The 22291-nt window shown below is 52.1% G+C and carries 20 protein-coding genes; 3 read left to right on the plus strand and 17 right to left on the minus strand.

What is annotated here, in order from left to right:
- Positions 1–114 precede the first annotated feature (114 nt).
- From prmC to U8T64_RS02770, 5 genes are all read right to left on the minus strand, one after another.
- Positions 115–969 carry a peptide chain release factor N(5)-glutamine methyltransferase gene (gene prmC, locus U8T64_RS02750; RefSeq protein WP_322180723.1) on the minus strand — a complete coding sequence of 285 codons (855 nt, stop codon included), beginning with the start codon at positions 967–969 and terminating at the stop codon, positions 115–117.
- On the minus strand, positions 966–1904 hold the full coding sequence (locus tag U8T64_RS02755; RefSeq protein WP_322180725.1) for a DUF1385 domain-containing protein: 939 nt from the start codon (positions 1902–1904) through the stop codon (positions 966–968). The genes prmC and U8T64_RS02755 overlap by 4 nt, the downstream gene beginning before the upstream one ends.
- Positions 1897–3390: a sensor histidine kinase gene (locus U8T64_RS02760; protein WP_322180727.1), complete on the minus strand. Its 1494-nt coding sequence runs from the start codon at positions 3388–3390 to the stop codon at positions 1897–1899. The genes U8T64_RS02755 and U8T64_RS02760 overlap by 8 nt, the downstream gene beginning before the upstream one ends.
- Before the next feature lie 703 nt (positions 3391–4093).
- Positions 4094–4798 carry a response regulator transcription factor gene (locus U8T64_RS02765; RefSeq protein WP_322180729.1) on the minus strand — a complete coding sequence of 235 codons (705 nt, stop codon included), beginning with the start codon at positions 4796–4798 and terminating at the stop codon, positions 4094–4096.
- A gap of 31 nt (positions 4799–4829) precedes the next feature.
- Positions 4830–6203 carry a hypothetical protein gene (locus U8T64_RS02770; RefSeq protein WP_322180731.1) on the minus strand — a complete coding sequence of 458 codons (1374 nt, stop codon included), beginning with the start codon at positions 6201–6203 and terminating at the stop codon, positions 4830–4832.
- 63 nt (positions 6204–6266) lie between these two features.
- On the opposite strand from U8T64_RS02770, the gene U8T64_RS02775 reads away from it, so the two are divergent.
- Positions 6267–6503, plus strand: coding sequence for a hypothetical protein (locus U8T64_RS02775; RefSeq protein WP_322180733.1), 237 nt, complete (start codon positions 6267–6269; stop codon positions 6501–6503).
- A 644-nt stretch (positions 6504–7147) separates the two neighbouring features.
- Here the strand turns inward: U8T64_RS02775 and U8T64_RS02780 are convergent.
- The 11 genes from U8T64_RS02780 to rplM all read right to left on the minus strand — a co-directional run bounded on the left by U8T64_RS02780 (position 7148) and on the right by rplM (position 20309).
- Entirely contained in the window at positions 7148–10393 is a 3246-nt protein-coding gene (locus tag U8T64_RS02780) for an S-layer homology domain-containing protein (protein WP_322180735.1), read from the minus strand.
- A 239-nt stretch (positions 10394–10632) separates the two neighbouring features.
- Positions 10633–11073 carry a hypothetical protein gene (locus U8T64_RS02785; protein WP_322180737.1) on the minus strand — a complete coding sequence of 147 codons (441 nt, stop codon included), beginning with the start codon at positions 11071–11073 and terminating at the stop codon, positions 10633–10635.
- A gap of 756 nt (positions 11074–11829) precedes the next feature.
- On the minus strand, positions 11830–12144 hold the full coding sequence (locus tag U8T64_RS02790) for a hypothetical protein (protein ID WP_322180739.1): 315 nt from the start codon (positions 12142–12144) through the stop codon (positions 11830–11832).
- A 515-nt stretch (positions 12145–12659) separates the two neighbouring features.
- Positions 12660–13301 (minus strand): ribulose-phosphate 3-epimerase, encoded by a 642-nt coding sequence (rpe, locus tag U8T64_RS02795; RefSeq protein WP_322180741.1) that lies wholly within the window; start codon positions 13299–13301, stop codon positions 12660–12662.
- A gap of 331 nt (positions 13302–13632) precedes the next feature.
- Positions 13633–14556 (minus strand): AEC family transporter, encoded by a 924-nt coding sequence (locus tag U8T64_RS02800; RefSeq protein ID WP_322180743.1) that lies wholly within the window; start codon positions 14554–14556, stop codon positions 13633–13635.
- A 116-nt stretch (positions 14557–14672) separates the two neighbouring features.
- Positions 14673–14966, minus strand: coding sequence for a hypothetical protein (locus tag U8T64_RS02805; protein ID WP_322180745.1), 294 nt, complete (start codon positions 14964–14966; stop codon positions 14673–14675).
- Between the two features lie 924 nt (positions 14967–15890).
- Complete coding sequence (locus tag U8T64_RS02810; RefSeq protein WP_322180748.1) at positions 15891–17309, minus strand: resuscitation-promoting factor; 1419 nt, start codon at positions 17307–17309, stop codon at positions 15891–15893.
- A 481-nt stretch (positions 17310–17790) separates the two neighbouring features.
- Positions 17791–18654 carry a hypothetical protein gene (locus U8T64_RS02815; RefSeq protein ID WP_322180750.1) on the minus strand — a complete coding sequence of 288 codons (864 nt, stop codon included), beginning with the start codon at positions 18652–18654 and terminating at the stop codon, positions 17791–17793.
- Positions 18655–18676: 22 nt separating this feature from the next.
- Entirely contained in the window at positions 18677–19294 is a 618-nt protein-coding gene (locus U8T64_RS02820; RefSeq protein WP_322180751.1) for a matrixin family metalloprotease, read from the minus strand.
- A 167-nt stretch (positions 19295–19461) separates the two neighbouring features.
- The gene (gene rpsI / locus U8T64_RS02825) at positions 19462–19863 is read right to left on the minus strand and encodes a 30S ribosomal protein S9 (protein WP_322180753.1); all 402 of its coding nucleotides are present in this window, start codon (positions 19861–19863) and stop codon (positions 19462–19464) included.
- Positions 19864–19880: 17 nt separating this feature from the next.
- On the minus strand, positions 19881–20309 hold the full coding sequence (gene rplM / locus U8T64_RS02830) for a 50S ribosomal protein L13 (RefSeq protein WP_322180755.1): 429 nt from the start codon (positions 20307–20309) through the stop codon (positions 19881–19883).
- Positions 20310–20660: 351 nt separating this feature from the next.
- On the opposite strand from rplM, the gene U8T64_RS02835 reads away from it, so the two are divergent.
- Both U8T64_RS02835 and U8T64_RS02840 read left to right on the plus strand, forming a co-directional pair.
- Entirely contained in the window at positions 20661–20792 is a 132-nt protein-coding gene (locus U8T64_RS02835; protein ID WP_322180757.1) for a hypothetical protein, read from the plus strand.
- Positions 20793–20819: 27 nt separating this feature from the next.
- Entirely contained in the window at positions 20820–21530 is a 711-nt protein-coding gene (locus tag U8T64_RS02840; protein WP_322180759.1) for a tRNA 2-thiocytidine biosynthesis TtcA family protein, read from the plus strand.
- A 401-nt stretch (positions 21531–21931) separates the two neighbouring features.
- Here the strand turns inward: U8T64_RS02840 and U8T64_RS02845 are convergent, their stop codons facing one another.
- The gene (locus U8T64_RS02845; RefSeq protein ID WP_322180761.1) at positions 21932–22072 is read right to left on the minus strand and encodes a hypothetical protein; all 141 of its coding nucleotides are present in this window, start codon (positions 22070–22072) and stop codon (positions 21932–21934) included.
- Positions 22073–22291 lie beyond the last annotated feature (219 nt).

A 22291-nucleotide genomic window follows, 5' to 3' on the forward strand; every position in this document is an offset into this window, starting at 1 on the left:
GGAGCAGTCTGTTTCCTCTATTCAGGAAAGGCAAGGAGTTTACTGCTATTCATCAGCCTGCCAAATTATAATTTAGCGACCTCTGTCCTTGCCCTTTCTCATTCCTCATTCTATCTATCCCGCTTCCCCCGCTACGCAGCGGTCCAGGCCGGCCCAGTCCTGCCGGAGCTCTATCTTTGTCAGGCCGTGGGAGGCAAAGAGGGCGGAAACCGCTTTTCCCTGGTCTTCCCCGATCTCCACGGCGAGAACGCCGCCGGGCTTTAGGCGGGGGAGCCACAGGGCGCAAAGGGCCCGGTAAAACACCAGGCCGTCCTCTCCGCCGTCCAGGGCCATCGCCGGTTCCCTTTGTACCTCCGGCTGCAAAATGGAAAGCTCCTTTGATGGGATATAAGGGGGGTTGGAGGCAATGAAATCCAGGCTTTGGGGAGGGAAGCTCTCCGCGGTCTCCTTGCGGAGCACATCTCCTACTTTTGCACAAATTTTATACTGCGGATAGGCGGCCAGATTTTGCTCCAGATAAGAAAAAGCCTGTTCGGAAAGCTCCAGACAGGTCAGTTTCGCGTGGGGAAGCAGGGTACAAAGGCCCAGGGCCACCGCGCCGGAGCCGGCGCAGAGATCCACGCCTACGGGCTCAGGCACGCCCTGCAGGCGCTCTGCCAGGGTCTCCGCTAAAACGGCGGTATCCTCCCGGGGAACCAGCACGCCTTCGCCCACCCTCAGGGAAAGCCCCATAAATTCCCATTCTCCCAGAATATATTGCAGGGGGCGACGGGCCGCCCGTTCTTCCACAGCCTTTAGAAAGTCCCTTTCCCGCTCCGGGGCGGGGCATTCCTGCCCCCGCAGGGCAAGGGCGGAGCGGTCCAATCCGAAAAAGGCCTTTACAAGGGCCAGGCTGTCCTCCCCGGGGGAATCAATGTCCCGGGCTGAAAAAACGCTTTTTGCCTTCAGGTACAGCTCCCGGTAGGTCATGAGATCAGATCCTCACCGTTTTCGGGGATCACCGCTTCCATGGCGGCAATGGCGGCCTCGATCATCTTATCGTCCGGCTCCTTTACGGTGATGCGTTGCATCCACAGGCCGGGGGCAATCAAAAACCGCAGAAAGCTGTCCGGGTGGCGGGCGGAAAATTTCTGGATCTCATAACCGATGTTCATGATCACCGGAATGCACAAAAGCTTTGTAAGGGTGCGCAGAATGGGATTTGTAAAGGGGATAAAGAACCCCACTACCACGCCCAGCAGCAGCATGAGAATGAGAAAGCTGGTGCCGCAGCGGGGGTGGAACCTGCCCTGCTTTCTCACGTTTTCCACCGTAAGGGGCAAATCGTTTTCATAGCAGAAAATGGTTTTATGCTCCGCTCCATGATACTGGAAGGTGCGCTTGATATCCGGCAGCAGGGAAACCAGCAAAATATATCCCACAAAAATGGCGATGCGCAGCCCCCCTTCAAACAGGGACCTCCACCCGGAGATATCTCCGGGAACCGCGCCCTGCAGCAAATTGAACAGCACGGTGGGCAGCAGGAAGAAAAGCAGGATCGCCAGGCCGACCCCCAGCACGGAGGCAACGCCCATGATGATCCCTGTCATTTTTTCTCCCAGGTGCTCGTCCAGCCATTTATCCAGCCCGGAAAGCTCTTCCTCGCCCACGTCCTCGGTAATTTTATCAGCGGAAAGGGACAGGGCCTTATAGCCCAGGCGAAAGGAATCGATCAGGGCGAAGATGCCCCGAATGAAAGGCTTCCCCAGCAAGGGGTATTTCTGTGTCAAGCGGGGGCATTCGATCTCCTCTGTGGAGATCTCCCCCTTTTCGCTGCAAAAGGCGGCCACCGTGCTGTGGGGACCCACCATCATAATGCCCTCCATCAGGGCCTGTCCGCCAATGGACGTGATTTTTTTACTCATGCTCTTTCTGGTTCCTTTCCTGAAGTAATTTTCGGATCTCCGGCGTTTCCACAAGCTCCGGGTGGCCTTCCAATCGTTCACAGGTAGGCAGGCTGATGTTCACTGCCGTACCCTTGCCCACTTCGCTTTCCACGGTGAGGGTGCCGCCGTGCATGGCAACGATCTCGTCTGCCACCGCCAGCCCGATTCCGGAACCCCGCACCAGCTGATTTGCCTTATAGAACTTTTTCTTCACATTGGGCAGGTGCTCCTCCGGAATACCGCAGCCCGTATCCTGAATTTTTACCCGGATCATTCCCTCTTCCTCGGCGGAGGATACGGTAATGGTTCCGCCGGAATCCGTATATTTCAAGGCGTTATCGATAATATTGACAAAAACCTGCCGCAGCCGGTCGATATCGCCATACACCGGGGAGAGCACTGTGTTTTCCTGATAATCCAACAGCTTTTGTTCGGTGCGAGCCCGTTCCGTGAACAGGTACACCGCTTCGTCCAATTCCGCCAGAATATCCAGCCGGGACACCAGCAGGCGCATTCTGCCGCTTTGCAGCCGGGAAAAGTCCAGCAGCTCCTCCACCAGTCCGGAAAGCCGCTCTGATTCCCGAATGATGACGCCCACGCCCTTTTCTGTGGTTTGGGGGCTTGCCCCCTCCTGCAGGGTCTCCGCCCAGCCCTTGATGGCCGTCAGCGGCGTGCGAAGCTCATGAGACACCGAGGAAATAAAATCGTTCTTCATCTGCTCCGTGGCGGCGAGCTCTCCGGCCATATCGTTGATGGAATCGCAGAGCTGGCCCAACTCGTCGTCCCGGGCCTTTTGAATTCGAACATCGAAATTTCCGCCGGCCACCTGTTTTGCCCCGGCGCTGACCTGGCGGACAGGCACTAAAATGGAGCGAATAAAGTAAACGCCGGAAAAGGTGATAAGCAGCATGATAAAGGCACCTGCCGCGATCAGCGTAAGGATCGCCCGGCCGATCTGCTCATCGGCCTTTTCCAGAGACACCAGATACCGGACAGAGCCGGTCAGCCCGCCGCCGCTGTCCCGAATGACCCTGGTGATGGCCATCACCCTTTCCCCGGTATTCAGCTCTCCCACCCATTTTCCGGAATTATCCGGGCTTAAAAGAGCGGTTTCATAATCCGGCATTCTCTGGCGCTGATCCGGCTCAAAGCCGGTGGAAGTGGTAAACACACTGCCCACCCGGTTTAAGGCCATGATCTCCATCTCGTTTCGATCGGGGAAATGCTCAATATAATCTCTGGCAATGGCAGTAAACTCCGAGGTGGTTTTGTAGGTGCCGGCGTCAGCGGAAAGCCAGTTCAAAAGCTCGTCCACACGGCCGGTAAGCGCCTGCTCGATGCCGCTGTAGGTAGAGGTTTGCACCGTGATGGCAAGGGAAAGAATGGAAACTGTTAAAATGACAAGCGTTACGCCGACAGTATTTACAAACCACCGCCGGGAAATGCTTTTTTTGCGTTTTTCCACGGAGTAACCTCCTTTTCTAGATGTTAGATGCTGGATACTGGAGTAGGACGTAAGGGCAATGAGGAATGAGAAATTATGAAAGGCAAAATACAAACGCTGCTTGCACCGTCCGGTAAATGATAGATTAGCAGTGCCCGTAGGCTCCCCTTGTTTACAAGGGGAGCTGTCAGCCGATAGGCTGACTGAGGGGATAAGAAACTATCGACTCTATGACACTTCCTGCGTGTGACTATCCCTTCCACCATCGTGCGATGGTCCCTACAGACCGCGAAGCAGTCTGTTTCCCCTCTGCAAGCAAGGGAAGGCTAAGGACAGATAAATTTCAATTTATCGCTTTACTTGCGGTCGGGCCGGAAACTGATTTCCCGCACCAAGCAGCTTCACAAGTGCCTGCGGCGGCTCGCCGCCAATTCCCAATTTAGCAGTTAGTTTCCCACTGTCATTCTGAGGAACGAAGTGACGAAGAATCTCGCCCTTACTTCCAGGGCAAAAGGGCAAAGGACGAGATCCTTCACGGCAGCAAAGCTTGCTTTGCTTTTGCTCAGGATGACAGAGGGAAGCAAGCGAGTAATCCCTAAACCCCAATTTACCCACTTGTTTGCGGTCGGGCCGGAAACTGATTTCCCGCACCAAGCAGCTTCACAAGTGCCTGCGGCGGCTCGCCGCTGCCCTTCTCTAACAACCAACCGCTAACGACTAACAACTAAACCTCCCAGCGATATCCAAGCCCCCAAACGGTGACGATGTGGGCGGGGGCGGAGGGCTGGTCCTCTACCTTCATGCGCAGGCGGCGGATATTGACGTCTACGATCTTTTCCTCTCCCACATAGCTCGGCCCCCAGACATGCTTCAGAATATCGCCTCTGGGCAGGGCAATACCGGGGTTGGAAAAGAAATACTCCATGATCTGAAATTCCACTTGGGTCAGCTCGATGGGCTTTTCGCCCTTGTGCAGGGAACGGTTCCGCAGGTTCAGGGTAAATTCTCCGGATTGCAGCTCGTCCCGCAGGCTTGTTTCTCTGTTTTGGGCGGCAAGGGCCACCCGGCGGTATACCGCGTCTACCCTGGCCACCAGCTCGGAGGGGGAGAAGGGCTTTGTCACGTAGTCGTCGGCGCCCATCATCAGGCCGCTTACCTTATCCATCTCCTGGGTACGGGCGCTTAAAAGGATAATGCCGATAGAACTGTTTGATTTGCGCAGCTCCTTGCACACGGCCAGTCCGTCGTAAGCGCCGGGCATCATGATATCCAGCACTGCCATGTCAAAGTCTCCTTCGGCCTCCTGGTACAGCTTCAGCGCCTGCTCGCCGTTTTCAGCCTCCACGGTTTGATAGCCCGCCCGCTCCAGGTTGATGACCACAAATTCCCGAATGTTCTGTTCGTCCTCTACTACCAGGATCTTTTTCATACTTGATGCCCCTTTCTCCGGATTTCTCGCATCATTCGCTGAGCAGTTTAAAGTCTCGCTTGATCTGCTGAATATATCGCAGCATAGTTTCATCTCTTGTGAGGGTTTGGATCCCATAAACGGAGTCGTTTTGTGCCAGCAGCTGCTCATATCCGCTGCTGGTCCCCCGGCTTTCCCAGGAGGATCTGGTAAAAACCCGAATGGAAAACAGCGGCTCTCCCAATAGATATTCCCCTTTTTTTGAGGTTTCTATAATTTCAGAATAGGTCACCACACGCCGCTCCGCATCGTTTGCGGAGGTGATCTTCCCGTTCAGATAATAAGGCAGACGGAACCAGTAGTTCTCCGCGGGGTTCATCATGGCCCGGAGTGTCAGAGTAAGATCGTTCTTTTGAAAATGGCACCAATTTACCTGATAGCACGTAGAGTCGGGAGACAAGGTTTCCGGCAGGCCAGGCAGCAGCGATACCACGGGAAGCTCCAAAAGGCCGTCTCCGTCCAGATCTCTGGAAGGAAAGGAGGCCGTGGAAGGGCGCTGAAAGGGGTTGCCATACTCCTCGGTATTTACCCCCTCCGGAGCATTTTTTAGGGTGTTCCCCTCTGTATAAAAAATTTGGGTCGTCATACTTCCGTCCGCCTTGACCCCGTCCAGCGCCACACCGGAAAGGGAGGGCGTCAGCTTCCCAAATACCGCAGCCGAATAGCTGGAAATGGAATTATCCGCGTCGACACTGTACGCCTCCCGCATAGCGCCCTGGCTCCAGGTAAAAACCCTGGCCTTGGCGGGAGTAGGTTCGTCTCCTTCCACTTCGGCAGGCAGAAACTTGTCCACCGTAAAAACCTCATTCACCCCGTCCCGGTCGAAATCGGTCAGGGTCATTTCCGCATAGGGACCCAATGAATATTCCGTGATCTCTCCGCCCAGGCTGTAGACATAGGCGTTCACCGCCGCGGTGCGGCCCGTGCTTCCTGTAGTGCTGCCCCAGCCAATTAAAATCAAGCTGCGTCCGCTTTGAGAAAGCGTGCCGAAACAGACACGGTCTACCTGAAGAGCCGTGTTTTGAAAAACCGCGGTGGATTCCCAGCCTTCTTCCGTCTTGCTCAGAAACTGAACCTCCACTCCGCCAGCGCCGGTGTTTTCGGTGGAGTAAAAACCGATGGCGTCTTCTTCGCCGTCCCCGGTAAAATCGTGCATGATAATTGCGGAACGATATTCCCCGCTTTGCGGATAAACCAAAGTGATGTCCAGGCGGTTCCCTTGCAGCAGCGCCTGGATCGCCTGTTGATCCTGATTAGCCTTGGGCGGCGCCATCAGATTCTTGGTGTCAAAGGAGGCAAGGGAGCAGCCGGAAAGAAACAGGCAGAGCCATAAGGACGCTCCAAGAATCACTATTCTTTTCTTCACAGGATCACCACCCTTTTTTTGGTTGGAAGGAATTACTGTCATTTTTGAAAGGAATGGTCACTCATGAAGCTGCTCGGTGCAAACGGGCAGCTTCCGGCCCGACCACAAACAGGCTTCAACGGCGAGGCGCCGCAGCCACTCGTGAAGCTGCTTAGTGCAAACGGGCAGCTTTCAGCCCGACAACAGCCAAGCAATAATTTGAAATTTAGCGGCGTACCGCAGGCAGTTCGTTTCTCTGCTTGGTACAAAAGAGTATCTAGCATAACCACGGAGGTCGCTGGAGGAAGGATAGTAAATTAATTGGAATTTGGCAGTGAAGCACCGCTCCTACTCGTGAAGCCGCTTGATGCAAACGAACAATTTCCGGCCCGACAACAACTAAGCAAATAAATTGAAGTTTGCTGCCTTTTGCCTCCCCTTATTTATAAGGGGAGGGGGACCATGCTTTGCATGGTGGAAGGGATCGGGCTCCGCAGAAAGTAAGACAGAGGCGTTGGACTCAATCCCCTCAGTCATGCTACGCATGACTGCTCCCCTTGCCGAAAGGGGAGCCTAAGGGCACTAACGCTATAATTTATCTGCTTATTGAAAGGTCAGGAAGCCTCCTCCTGTACCAACCACTTCACAAGTACCCGCGGCGGTTCGCCGCCTTGTCGCTCTTATTAAACCAAGCTATTTTTGTCCATTATAGCACACTTGCTTTGAAAAGTCATGAATAAACTTTGCGGATTCCTTTGTGTGGACGAAAAACGAACAGTTCTGCCAAGAAACGGGCTTTTTTCAGAAATGAGACAACAGGTAGAAGAAAAAACTCATTTTGAAATTGCGAGAGGGCATGAAAGCCCATAGAAAGCTTTCATGCCCTTTTCAGCAAAACAAAGAGGACGGATTTCTCCGCCCTCTCTGTTTTATGGGGTATCTTAAAATTAAGTAGAGTTGAAACCTTACTTATTCAAGGATTTAACCATAATGATCGCAGCGTCAGCGCGAATGATGTTGGCCTTCGGATTGAAGTTGCCCTTCTCATCGCCGGTGAAAATGCCAGCAGCCTTGCAGGCAGCCACAGAAGCCTTCGCATAGTTGGAAACCTTGGCGGCATCCTTGAAGCTGTCAGTAGAAGTAGTGGGCAGCTTCAGAGCGCGGGCCACGATGCAGGCGGCGTCTTCGCGGGTGATATAAGCGTTGGGGCTGAACTTACCGTTGCCGGTACCGGAGATGATGCCCTTGTCAGCGCAGTACGCAATGTACTTGGTTGCATAATCATTGGCAACATCGGAGAACGGAGACTTGGTGTAGCTGGAAACATCCGCACCCAGCATGTTGGCTACCATAACAGCGAAGTCCTTGCGCAGGATCTTGTTGCCGGGCTTGAAGGTGCCATCGGTATAGCCGTTGACAATACCGGCAGCGGCGGCCTGGTAAACATACTCGCTGTAGTAGCGGCCAGTAGCAGGCACATCGGAGAACTGCTCAGCAGCGGTCACGTTAACGGTGTAAACCTTAACGGTAGCGCCGTTCTCAGAGGTAACAGTGATCGTGATGGGCTGAGTGGCATCATAGTGCATGGCACCCTCTTCATCAGGAGTGACAACCGGGTTAACTACAGCAGTAGCCAGGTCGGAAACCTTGTAATCGATCACAACATTGGTCAGATCGGTATTGTAAGGCAGACGCACAGTAGCGGTCTTCTTATTGGTATCGATCACGGCCTTTGTCTTGTTGGCGGTCAGCTCAACAACATCAGCACCGGTCTTAGCATCGGCAACCTTAACGGTTACGGCATAGGGGGTGCTCGCGGTGTTGGCTTCGTTGGTCACAGTGATGGTGCTGAAGGCAGAGTAGCTGCCATTGTAAACCTGGATCTCAGGAGTTTCACCATTCATAACGACCTTCAGCTTACCAGTGGCATCGATCGTCTTGTCCTCAACAGAAGAGAGGGCGGGGATCACGGTGGAACCAGCCTCTACCTTCGCCAGCTCGTCAGCGGTGTAATCCGCGAAGAAAGCGGTACCGTTCTGAACGTAGGAGTAGGGAACAGTGATCTCAACGGTGGTGCCGGAGATCTTGGAGGTCACCTTGCCGTCGTCAGCAGTCAGGCTGCGGAGCGAATGGCCGGTCTTGGCAGGGGCATACTTCACTTCTACAGTGTAGATGGAGACATGGCCCTTATAAGCAGCCGCCTTGGGCATATCGGCGATCACAACAGCGCCGCCTTCCTTGCTCAGAGCAACCGCGGCAGCCTCATCGGCAACCACAATAGAGGCCAGCTTATCTACCTTAACGGTGTTCTTGGGATCATCGGGATGATCGGCATCGTCTTCCGCATAATAGCCGCTCTCTACAGGAGTGGTGTTCAGGTTGGTCGTAGTAGCAGCATCGTTGAAGTACAGCTTTGCGCCATCGGACAGGGTGAAGCTGGAAATCAAATCGATGGTAGCCTTGTTGGCCTCGAAGGAATAGGGCAGGGTCACAGTAGCCTTGGTACCGGAGAAGGTCACATTCCAGGTATTGTCAGCGGCTACGTTCTCGCCCTTGGCAGCTGTGGACACAGTGTAGTTGGAAACCGTCTTACCGGTCTTGGCAGCGGCCTTGGTGTACTTCAGAGTGTAGGTAACCATATCGCCAGCATCAGAGTGAATCGCCAGTGTGTTGGTGCCAGTGAAGGGATCCTCAGCCCAAACAGGATTTCCATCCACGATCTGAGTAGCAAAGGACTTAGCCCAGCTGTAATTGCCGGAAACCTTTACAACACTATTCTCAGTGGAATAAGGCAGATTCGCGAAGGTAATGGTCTGACCGGAAATTGTGCCGGTGTACTCATCTTCGCCAATGGTCAGCTTAGCAGCGGTAATGGCGGGGTTGCCATAGGGATTCTCCGCAGTGGTAGCGGAAATCTCATAATACTTCTTGGTAACGCCATCAACAGCAGTAACCTCGACCACCTTGGGAGCGGTCAGATCGATGGTCTGGCTGCCATCGTTAGTGAAAGCAAGGCCGCCAACCGTGATGGTAGCACCCTCGGCCACGGTGAACTTTACCTTGGTAGCATCCAGATCAGCCTTGTAGGGCAGAAGTACAGTCAGCTTATCGCCGGTTACAGTGCCTTCCTGATCATAATATACAGCGCCTTTGTTTACAGTAGTAGCGGCCACAAAGCCGGTAATAGAAGCATCGTTGCTCTTCTTTACGCTTACAGTGACCTGATAGGTCTTGGTGGTGGAAGCAGAAGAGGTAAATACCAGAGCGACCTTGGCGCCATCAGTGATGGTGACCTTGCCGTTGGTACCAACCAACTCAGTGCCGCCCCACATAGCGCTTGTGGCGCGCAGAGTAGCGGTGGAAGGAACAGTGTACTTTACGACCTGCTCTTCGTCAAGGTCAGTGCCCTCAGGCAGGGTCACGCTGTACTCGCCATAGGTGGGGGAATCCTCGTCGTCGTCCAGAACAGCGCTAACGCCGCCCACGGACAGAGCAGTCAAACAAGTCATTTCCTTGGTGATAACGGTGTAAGTATCGGTGTTGCCATACTGAGAGGTGATGGGCAGAGAAACATTCTCGCCGATCGTGGAAACAGTAGCGGAAGGAACAACGCCAGTCTTGGGATTGTTCAGCTCAGCGGTGACCGCGCCATTGTCGCCAGCAACGTTATAGCCCCACGGTACTGTAAAGGTGATGGTCTTGGCACCGTTGTCCACAACGCCATCGATTCCTTCATCGCCGCCCAGCTTGGCGGACTTTACGGAAACATCGGTGCTGGGAGCGGGCTTGTTCATGGTTACCGTGTAGGTAGCGCTGGTCTTGCCAGCCTCGTCGCCTCCGACATAAGCGTCATCGGCAGCGAAGAAAACAACCTTCTTCGCGGTAACGGGAACAGTGATCGCGCCGCCGGCGGCAACCGCCTCGTCGCCATCTTCGCCGTTCTCGTCAGTGATGATCGCAACCACGTTGGTGAGGCTGCCAGTCAGCTTGACGTTCAGCGTCTCATTTCCGGCTGCGTCATAGGTCAGGGTATCCGTAAAGGACTTACCCGTGCCCATTTCCAGAGTGCCTACTGTTGCCTCCACAGAAACGACCGTACCGTCGTTTACAAACAGGGAGTTAGCAGAAGCACCGAGCGGAATCATTGCGACGACCAGCATAACTGCCAGAACCATCGCAAGTGATTTCTTCAGGAACTTGCTTTTGTTCATGATTTCAACCCTCTTAAATTTTAGATTCTCACAGGGCATGATTTCCCCATGAGTGGAAGATACCTATATCATAACCTTTGACTCTGAAAAATGCAAGCCTTTTTTTCAACTTTTTTACCGAATTTACATAATCTTTTGAAATCCGGTAAAAATGACGAAAAACCGCATGATTCCGCCATTTCTAAGAAAGTTCTTCTTTTATTTTTTCGTTTTTCTTAGAGAATCTTCCATGTTTTTACTTACCATAACAGCCCAATTTTAGCAAATTTGACCGCTATTTTTAAAAGGATTCCACTAAAATAGAATATGATTTTTTCAAAAGGACGTAAAATCAGCTCTTTTTTGAGGCTTGAACCCGGGGCTTCAAGCCCCAAAGATCCTGATAAAGACAAAAAACGGTAATTCCTTCTCTTTCTCCGCCCACGGACTCTTTCGGCCTTTCCATTATTATAAAGAGACAAAAGCCTTCTGCGCAAAATGGCAGAGACTGAAAAGGGCATAGGAGCAATTAGGAACAAGAAATGAGTAATGAAGGGCAGGGGCACAGGCGCTGCAGGCACTTGTGATGCTGCATGGTGCGGGAGAATAGCTTCTGGCCCGACCATAAGTAAGGTGATAAACTGGAATTTGGCATAGTAGTTATCAGCCGTGAGCAGTTCGTTGTTAGAAAGGACAGGCACCTTCTTTCTGTCATCCTTCGCGGCCTTTGTCCTTTTGCCCTGGAATTAAGGACGAGATTCTTCGTCACTTTGTTCCTCAGAATGGCAGTGGGGAACTGTTCGATAAATTGGAATTTACCATGTTAGTTGTTAGCCGTAAGTAAGTAGTTGGTTGTTAGAAAAGGGAAAAACCTCCAAATTGTCATTACTGAACAGAAAGCAAGGAAACCTTGCTTTCTCGGTGAAGGATCTCGTCCTTTGCCTCTTTAAGGGAATTAAGGGCGAGATTTTTCGTCACTTTGTTCCTCAGAATGACAGTGGGGAACTGTTCAATAAATTGGAATTTGCAGCTGCGCTGCGGGCACTCGCGAAGCTGCTTGATAGGGAAAATCGGTTTCTGACCCGACCGACGGTGACCCGCCTATTTTCCTCATGTCATTCTGAGGAGCATAGAAAGTTATAGCTTTCTTGACGAAGAATCTCGTTCTTTGCCCTTTTATTCAGGGAATTAAGGGCGAGATTCTTCGCCTGCGGCTCAGAATGACAAAGGAGGGAACTTGCTCTTCTCTAACGACTAACAAACTAACAGCTAACGACTAGTTCGCTAAACTATAATTTATTGCCCTTGCCTTTAATTGCTAATTGCTAACTGCTCATTGCTCATTGATATGCGCCTCTGCTCTTTCAATGCTTTGCATCAGCAAAGCCGCCACCGTCCAGCATCTAGCATCTAGTGTCCAGCATCTAAAAAGCCCCGGAGTACCTCCGGGGCTTTTTTCACCCTCCGCCCCGATACAGAGCGGCGCCCAGCTCAGCTACGGCGTTTTGACTCAGTTCCCGGCCATGCTCCGCGTAAAAGGCGTACAAAACGCAGGCCGGGCCCAGGTACACGCCGAATTCTTCGGCGGCAAGGATCACCTGCCGCCTTTCCCGCAATCCGGCATATACCGCTAAATAGTACCGGCCCCCATATACGCAAAGGGACGCCGGTGCGTCCGGTACAGCGCCATACAGCCGCACGACCGCGCCGCACAGTGCGGAAACCCCCGAAAAACAAAACACAAGGGGCTGTGCGGGATGCTTCAATCTCAAGGGCAGCACCTCTTTTCCCGGTCACTGCCATTTTATGCCCGGCAGGAGAGGTTGGTGAGGATTCCTGGCTTGCACTGTGTAAGTTGTCAGAGGGAAAAGGAGCAATTAAGGGGAAAGACAGAATTCGATAAATTGGAATTTGCAGCGTCGGTTACAACGTTTGGGCCGCTGCAGGCACTCGTGAGCTGCTTGGTGCGGGAAGTTAATCACTGACCCGACCGTTAGTAAGCAGCTAAATTGGAATTTAACCGCCCTTTGCCTCCCCTTATTTATAGAGGGGAAGCAGACTGCTTCGCAGTCTGCGGGGACCGCCGAACGGCAGTGGAAGGGATAGTCACACGCAGAAAGTGAGATAAGGCCGCCAGTTCTAATCCCCTCCGTCACGGCGCAGCCGTGACAGCTCCCCTTACTCGCGTAAGTGGAGCCTAAGGGTACTAAACTATAATTTACCGCATTGGCTGCAACGCTTGGCCCTTACCCTTCATTGCTCATTACTAATTGCTCCTTATAAGCGCCTATCCTCTCAGCTTTTCTATGGCCGCCGCCGGATTTTCCGCGCGGAAAACGGCGGTACCGGCTACCAGAATATTGGCTCCGGCCCGGCGGCAGAGGAGGGCGGTCTCTTCGTTGACGCCGCCGTCTACCTCCAGCAGCACAGAGGGAAAAGCCTTTTTCAGCGGGGAAAGCTTTTCCAGACAGGGCTCTATGAGCTTTTGTCCGCCGAAGCCAGGCTCCACCGTCATTACGGTGATCAGATACAGCTCTGCTCCGAAAGCCTCCAAGGCCTGGGGCGGCGTAGCGGGGCTCAGGGCGATGCCGGGCTTTGCGCCGCTTTCCCGAATGGCCGCAAGCACGGCGGCGGGATCGTCCCCGCATTCTATATGAAAGGTAATGCTGTCCGCCCCGGCCCGGCGGAAGGCTTCAATGTAAGGGAGGGGGTGCTCCAGCATTAAATGGACGTCGAAAAACAGAGGAGTCCTGTCCCGCAGGGCGGCCACCACCTGGGGGCCTATGGAAAGATTGGGAACGAACCTGCCGTCCATCACATCGATGTGAAGCATGTCCGCCGCAGACACCCGCTCTACTTCCCGGCCCAGGGCGGAAAAATCCGCTGCCAGCAGAGAAGGGGAAATTTTTAGGGATTGGGGGTTACTCATAAGAGACTCTCCTTTTTAGGCGCAAATCATTGAATTTTCAGGTATCGGACGGCTGTATTGATATCAGGTGAAATGGGGCGAAAAAGCAATCCGCCCGGCTTTTTCAAGCCGGACGGGATCTATAAAAAGCAGGGCCCGCGCGGACCGCCGCTTCTTTATACTATGCCGCCGACAGAAAAGAGTGAGATCTCTTTTTCTATATATATTATATAGTTTCACTTGACAATGGCAAACACCGTCCTGCGATCAAAGGCAAAAGAATGCGGCCCTGCTGAAAAACGCCTTGCCTCCCTTGCCCTTCCTCTAGTATCTAGCATCTAATATTTAAAATCTAGAACCCGCAAGCAAGCTGGGCCAAGATTGTAAAAACGGGAATGGTGAGAATGGAAAGCATCGTGGTAAACGCCACGGTTTTTGAGGCCAGCTGAGAATCCTGATGATATTCCACCGCGAAAAGCACCGTATTGGCCGCCACGGGAGTGCTGGCCTGGATCACACTGCTGACAAAAAGTTCCTGCCCTGGACGGATCAAAAGCAGAAGAGCAAGATAAAGCGCAGGACAAAGAATCAGCCGCAAAAAGGCCATCAGATAAACGCTTCTGTCCGCTAAAAAAGATTTCAGGTTTACCCTTGCCACATGGCTGCCGATGATCAGCATGGCCAAAGGCGTGTTCAGGTCGGAAAGAAACCCAATGGGTTCTCGGATCACCGCAGGAAGCTCCAGCCTCAGAAAGTAAACGGGCAGGCCAACGGCAAGGCCGATGATCCCGGGGTTCAAAAGAGCCGTTTTCAGGTTCAGCCCGCCTCCGCTCATCATGGCATAGCCATAGGTCCAGCAGATCAGATTAAAAACCACCACAAAGAAGGAGCCATACACCACGCCGGTGTCTCCCACAATGCCTTGGATCAGCGGCAGGCCCATAAACCCGGCATTGCTGAAGATCACGGAAAAGCGCAGTACCTTTCTTCGCTCCATCGGTTCCTTTTTGAAAAAAAGCAGGCTGACAAGGATACCGATCCCCATGGAAAGCGCGGAAACCACCGCCGCCAGCAGCAGAGAGTTCAACTCTAAATCTTTTCCCGCGCTAATCAGGGAATTGATGATCAGGCAGGGTGTGACGATCTTGATGAGCAGAGAAGTGATCTCCGCCGCGCCCTTCTCCGTAAGCATTCCTTTTTTCGTAATGATATAGCCCACTATAATCAGCAGGAGCATTACCGCTACCTTGCCGACTACCGTACTGATCGCTTCCATTCGACTCCTCTTTTCCTTTCAGGCAACACCGCACAAAGGCCTTTGTACACGATTTGCTTGCACAACTTCTTGCGCACAATCTTTGTGCAATGTCGCCTTAAGCTTCCTTGCTGTTTTTACTTTTTATCCCCGGAAGGGCCTTTCTCTTCCTCGCTTTGGATATTTCGCCGGCGTTCCCGCAAAAAGAAAACAGTCAATACCACAAGCGCCACAGCGGCAATGCACCGCAAAGCGACCCCCCAGCCACCGGCAAAAAGATCCTGCTCCGGTAAAAGAGCGTTCGCCAGCCACCAGCCGCCTAAAAGAAGGAAGAAGCCGCCCGCAATGTAAAAGACTTTATTTTCTTTAGAGATGGAAAAAATCAAGACCAGGCCCACAATAAACCACATGGTCGCGTAAAAATAATCCATTTGGCGTTCCTCCGAAATGAAAAATCAGAAAACAAAAAGAGGGATCCCACGGAATCCAAAGACCTTTGACAGTATTATAGCCGCAATCTTTTGGAATTACAAGGGAAGGTACGTGGAAAAAACGGTAAAGGAGATGGAGACAGGAAGGAAGGAGGAGTAACCATTAAATTATAGTTTACGGCGAGGCGCCGCAGCCGCTCGTGTCCCTGCTCGGTGCGGGAGTTTGGCTTCCGATCCGACCAGAAGTAAAGCGCTAAATTATAGTTAAGCGAACTAATTGTCAGCCGTTAGTCGTTAGAAAAGGTCAAGTTCTCCTTTTTGTCATTCTGAGGAACACAGTGACGAAGAATCTCGACCTTACTCCCTGAAAAACGGCAAAGGGCGAGATTCTTCACCATGAAAGCAATGACAGGAGGAAAGTGAGCGGTTTGCCGCTGAATTATAGCTTCATGCACACAGTTTGTTGCAGGGGAGAGGCTTAGTCTCCTCTTCGCTTCGGTCGGTTCAGAACGATTACCACTGGCAATCTTCACCCTCTCCCGCAGGTTAAGTGCTAATTTCAGGACGGGAGCGGCAAGCCGCTCCCCTACAGTCGAATAGGATAAAACTGCCAAATTCCAATTTAGCGCTTTGCTTGCGATCGGGTCAGAAACCGATTTCCCGCACCAAGCAGCTTCACGAGTGGCCGCGGCGCCTCGCCGCTAAATTCCAATTTAGCAGATAGCTCCCTTTGTCATTGCTGAGCAAAAAGCGAAGTGAACTTCGCTTTTGCTCAGCAATGACAAAACTTCTGGTCGGGCCAGAAACCGATTTCCTGTACTAAGCAGCTTCACAAGTGCCCGCGGCGGCTCGCCGCTGCGCCTTCGTTCCCTCACATAAAATAAAAAAGCGGGGCCCAGCGGCTCCGCTTTTTTTACAGGTTCGTTATGACAAAATGTAAATCACCATATCCCGCCGCCCGATAATGCTGCACTCTTCAATGGTGTTATAGCACAGGTCGGCAATGATATCGCCTGCCATGGCCGCGCCGCCGGTATCGCCGGCAATGCCGTACCCGTATACGATGCTGCCGTCCGGAGAGACGATATACATTCTCGTACCGTAGGGAATGATCTCAGGGTTGACCGCTATAATGCCGTACTCGGCTTTCCAGCCCAGGGAGGTAGTGCCGCCCGGTACAGAATAGGCGGTGCATTCGCCCACCAGCTTCTGAGAGTAAGACACCGTATTACCGCTGGAATCTACGAAGGTCCCCGCAGAAACACCGCTGCCGTTTCCCCCGCTGAGATCCGGCCCGGAAGAACTTTCACGGCTCTTTGTGCCCTTTACAACGACTTCCGGTACAGGCTCCTTGATGGTCACTTCAGAAACGACTTCCTTGCCGTCCAGCTCACCGGCAATATAGATGAGCTTATAGGTAACTTCCTTTTCTCCCTTTTCTCCAGGAGTGCGGATCTCGGTTTCGTCCTCGTACATGGAATCGGAGGTCACATACTGGGTGGGATAATCCACCTCTTCCAGCTCCTTGACCTCTTCTGTGGTCACGCGGGTGACAACAATGTGCATGCCATCGGTCAGGTGCGCCTTGCGGTCTACATTCAGCTTATCGTCCTGAGAGATGGTAACGCCGCATTTCTGCAAGGCCGACCGGACTGTGGCCGCAGAAACCTCATACTCACTGGTGCGCCCGTCCGCGGAGATCTTGATCTTCACCGTGCGGCTGACGCGGAGATTCATTTTATCAAACAGGGGATCTGTAAGCTCATAGTTGGCGGAATCCTTGTTCTTCAGGGTAACGCCCGCCTTCTTCAAAGCGTCCGCCACTGTGCCGCCCAGCAGGGAATAGGTTTTGCTTTCGCCATCGGCGATCACCGTGACCTGGCAGAGCCTGCGGATCTCCACGGAAAGGCCGGCGGTCACGATCGTTTCCCGGGAAGGGGTGACTTCATCAGTATCCTTAATGAGGATATTGTTATCCGCCAGAGTTTTTTCTACGGTATCGCCCTGATACGCGATCAAGTTCGTTTTCTTGCTTCCTTCGTTTACTGTCATGGAAACGCCCCGGCGAATGTTCACCGTGGTGGTGTTCCCCACCTGCTCAAACACATCCAGAGGACCCAGGGGCTCCAGCCCCAGCTTCTGGGCCTGAGCGAGAAGCTTTGGCATGCTTGTACTGTTCATGCTGAACGTATAAGATTTGTCCCCGTCGATCACATTGGCGGAGACCGTATTTGCCATAACAGTCGTAAACGAGGATACACTGAACACGATCGCCAGAACCAGCGCTATGACTCCCCGGAGGATCAAAAGCCGGGGCGCTTTTCTACTGTGTCTGCCGTGCATATAAAATGCTCCTTTCGCCGCTTGAAAAAAGCGGTTTACAAGGGCTAGTATAGTAAAAAACTACCGATGTGTCAAAATTTTTAGCCAGTTGGTTTTGTGCACTTTTTACAAATCTGCATGACTCATTCCTTGACATAATCCTTTTTTTCGTGGTTTTTTGTCTCCTTTTGCCCTCATATTTCCTAATTATGGAAACCAGCCCATGTGCAAACTGCAAAAAAATCAAAGGTTACAAAAAAGTTTCAAAGCGGAAAAATGGAAAAATATTGCATTTTTATTCGCTAAATCTGTATTCCCCACTGGTTCGTCCTGGATTTTCTCCTAAATCTATGTATAAACCTATCGTGTATATACACAAAACTCAATTTCAGGGCAATCTCTAAAAAAGAGATTGCCCTGTTACTTTTTCGGCTTCCGAAGCATCACGCAGAAAAAACCGGTAAAGCGTGGGTGGCTCCAGGGCTTCTCACAAAAAAATCCCTTATCGCCTGATTTCCGCATAAGGGCCGTCTTCCTGTTCCAGCTCCGCTGCCCACTGCTCATACTCTTCTTCCGTGATCATTCCGGTTTCCAGGTTGCTTCGGTAAGCTTCCTCCTGCCTTTTTTTGTAGTAGTCGATCTCCTCCGGATATTCCTGATTAAATGCCGCGATCTCCTTTGAAAACGCTTGCTCCGACAGAATTTCTTCAGCGGCTTCCACTTTGATTTTTCCGTTTTCTTCCCTTTGCAGCGCCTTTTCGCTTACAAAATAAGCTTCCGCTGTTTCCAAAGCCGAAAACCGTGAGGCCTTATCTGTTTTTTGCGCCTTCACGGCGCTTAAATCCGTCTTTTCTTCAGGTGTTTCCTGAAAAACTCCCTGTTCAAAGCCGGTTACATAATAATATTCGCCCTCGGTTTCGTATCCGCCGTTTTTGGGAGCCCGGTATAAAAAGACGATATATTCTTTCCCGATCTCAAAGGAAGGGCTGCCGGAGGTATTTACGGTAATATCCTGGTACGTGCCGCCCTCCACACGAATCGTGAGCTCCTGAGGCTCTTTCTCCCGACCGCAGCGGTAGACCTGCTTCACCGCAAAGGTGTAGTCCACAAAAACGCTGGGGTCCCGCCCGTCCTGAGGCTGTACCAGAAAGGGAGAAGAGCACTCCACCGCCGTTCCCCGGGCCACCAGGTCCGACTCCAGGGCCATTTGCTCTACAGAAAGAGCGGCCACCGTTCTGCTTTGCTCTACCACTGTCTTTTCCCGGCGGAGAAGGGGCGGAAGATACAAAATAGCAAACGCAAGAACCGCTACAAGCAAGATCGCGAAAAGCTTTGAAAAAATTCCTTCGTATTTTTTTCCTTCCATTTCTTTCACCTCAAAATTTCAATTACTCTGCATAATACTGATAAAGACAAACAGCCCCTCGAATATCATCTGGCTGTAAAGTGCGTCTTAAAATTTGAGTTTCTGCCTCTTTATACATTACAACACTAGGATCATCAACGTCTTTTAATCCTACTGTATGTCCTGATTCATGTAAAAAGATTGTCCACACATCATAATATCCCGCTATCCCGGAATTGGCAAATTTGTGTGACATGTTTATTCCTATATCACTTTCACTTACAGTTTCTGATTTCTTAAAATCAGAAAACCATTTGGTATAGGTAGAGGTTTCTGCAACTGCGTACCTTTTACTTTCAGGAAATTTTTCCCTGTATATTAAGCTTTTTCCATCTTTGCTGGGATACCCGGTTTTAGAATGTCGTTCTGTAGGGCTTCGACTCACAATGCTTTTTCCAACTGCTTTATTCCACTGATAAAGAGCTTCGTTCATGTGCGAAATAGTTGTTGCCCCAAAACCACTATGTGGAATAAACGTTATCATTTCATTAATACAGTGTTTCGGATCATAGTAAATATATGCACGGGCGCTTATTGCTGTACTTGACAGAACCATAATGAATGTCAAGAATAAAACTATTGCTTTTTTCTTCATCTGCATTATTCTCCTAACCTTTTAATATCAAATCCTATTGAAAATGATACTTTGCTCTCTATGGCCTGTCAACAAAATTTCTTCGACACAATTCGACTTACCGAGTTAAAACCTCAAAGAATTGCAAAAAAGCAGCACCCGCAAAAGCAGGTGCTGCCGTGAGACAACGGTACTTATCTCTTGGAGAACTGAGGCGCGCGACGAGCGGCCTTCAGACCGTACTTCTTTCTTTCCTTCATTCTGGGGTCACGGGTGAGGAAGCCGGCCTTCTTCAGCTGCGCGCGAAGGTTCTCGCTGTCATACTGAAGCAGAGCGCGGGCCACGCCGTGGCGGATGGCGCCGGCCTGGCCGGTAACGCCGCCGCCGGACACCCGGCAGACGATATCAAACTTGCCATCGGTATCGGTAAGGGCCAGAGGCTGACGTACAATGTACTTCAGCGTATCCAGGCCGAAATAATCGTCGATATCCCGATCATTGATGGTGACCTTGCCGGTCCCCTGATACAGGCGGACTCTGGCGACGGAGCTTTTCCGCCGTCCCGTGCCGTAAAAATAGGGTGCAGTCTCGTACATTCTTTACGTCCTCCTCTTTATAGATTCCACTGGGCGGGCTTCTGCGCGGCATGCTTGTGCTCGGCGCCGGCATAGACCCGCAGACGGCCCAGCTCGTCCCGGCCAATAGAATTCGCCGGGATCATGCCCTTTACCGCCAGCTGCATGGCGAGCTCGGGCTTGGTGCGCATCAGCGTGTCATACCGCACAGCCTTCAGATGGCCGATATACCCGGTATGGTGATAGTAATACTTCTTCTCCAGCTTGCCGCCGGTGAGGACGGCGTCCTTGCAGTTCACAATGATCACATGATCGCCGCAGTCCACATGGGGGGCAAAGGTGGGCTTGTGCTTGCCTCTGAGCAGCACGGCGGCCTGAGCGGCCACACGGCCAAGGGGCTTTCCGGCGGCGTCGATCACATACCAGCTGCGCTCGACCTGTCCGGCCTTAGGCATCGTAGTTGACATAGCTTTTTACCTCCAGCAAATTTTCCATCTCATTCCGAAAAGAGGGAGCGCGGCCCAGCCGCAAGCACTGCCCGGCAACCTCCCCCGGAGGGATTTCTAAATATCAAACGCTCTTTTTGAGAGCTTTCCTATCATATCACAGGCTTTTCCGGGTGTCAACATCTTTTCCCCTGATTTTTAATTTGCTTTTCTCTATCTCCTGATTTCTCTTGCTTTCATAGGGTTTTCTTTTGTTTTCTAACTTTTTATTTTCGCTATGTTTTCCACGGAAAGATCCGGAGCTGGAAATCGAACCGGTATTGTGCTATACTAGTCATACCATAAATAATGGTTTCTACAGAGAGGTAACCCATGCAAAAGCTTATCGGCAAGATTCGCGCGCAAACGAAATCGGGGTCCGATTTCGTCGGCGAGTTTGCATCGCAAACTCAGTCAGGGAGCTTTTGCTTCTCCATCGCCGCGCGGGGAAGCTTTTTTACATAAATGATCCTATAAGAAAAGAGGCATCCTATGCAAAAGCTTATCGGCAAGGTTCGCGCGGCGGTGGAGAGGTATCAGCTGATCGAAGAGGGAGACCAGGTGGCGGTGGGGGTTTCCGGGGGGAAGGATTCCCTGTTTCTGCTGTGCGCATTGGCGGAGCTTTCCCGGTATTATCCCAAAAAATTTACCGTGGCCGCCATTACCGCCGATCCCTGCTTCGGCGGGCGGGAAACAGACTTTTCCGGGGTGGAGGCCCTTTGCCGGGAGCTGGGCGTTCCCTATACGATAAAAAGGACCAACTTGGGACAGGTTATTTTTGAGGATAGAAAAGAAGAAAATCCCTGCAGCCTGTGTGCCAAAATGCGCCGGGGGATCCTGCACAATCTCTGTGTGGAGCAGGGTTATAACAAGATTGGCCTGGGCCATCACTATGACGACACGGTGCAGACCTTTTTGATGAATCTCCTTTACGGCGGGAAGCTGGGCTGTTTTTCCCCCAAAAGCTATCTTTCCCGGAAAAGCATTACCCAGATCCGCCCTTTGATCTTCTGTGAGGAACGGGAAATTCGCAATGCCGCCGTCAGAATGAGCCTTCCCGTTGTAAAAAGCGGCTGCCCGGCAGACGGTCTGACCGCCCGAAAGGACACGGAGCTGCTCATCGCCCGCCTGGAGCAGGATTTTCCCGATTTGAAAGCAAAGCTTTTGGGAGCCCTGCAGCGCGCGGGGCTCGACGGGTGGTGATTTAGTTGTTAGATGTTAGTAGTTAGTTGTTAGAGAAGGGCGTTTTAGGTATTAGACGGACTTTCAATAATGAGCAATGGGGAATGAGCAATTTTAAGGGCAATGCAAAACGATAAATCAGAGTTTAGCACACACCCTTGGCTTTCTCGCCTGTCGGCTTGGTTGCTGTGCCCCGGTGGGGCACGCCCAGCAACGACCGAAGCGACAGCTGAGAACGGTTCGCATCAGCGGTCTCGCCTGTCGGCTCGGTTGCTGTGTGCCGGTGGCACACGTCCAGCAACGACCGAGTTGACAAACGAGAACGGGTCAGAGCGGTTGCTGTGCCCCAGTGGAGCACGTTCAGCAATGTCTGAAGCGACAGCTGAGTTCTCCACTGGAGACCTCCCCCCACCGGGACGCGCTCACCCCTGAAAGGGGTGCTGGTCTCCGGTGGAGACCGTCCAGCACCGACCGAAGCGACAGCGTAGAAAGCTGTCACGGCGAAGCCGTGACTGAGGGGTTCCGACAGAAAGGTAAAAAATGCAGGTTTTATACTGATCCATAGCGAGCTGGAACCTCTCCACCGCCTATCGGCGGTCCCAGAAGGTTGCAAAGCAACCTTCTTCCCCTATTCAGGGGAGGCAAGGGGATAATGCTATTCGTTAGTCAGCTAAATTCCAATTTATCAAACTGCGTCCCGCCCTTTCATTGCTCACTGCTCATTGCTCTTTTGCCCCGTCCCCTCTGCCATCTAGTGCCCGGCATTTAACCGCCCCCCTACT

It is taken from the genome of Neglectibacter caecimuris, assembly GCF_034335015.1.
In the GTDB taxonomy this organism is placed as follows: domain Bacteria; phylum Bacillota; class Clostridia; order Oscillospirales; family Acutalibacteraceae; genus Acutalibacter; species Acutalibacter caecimuris_A.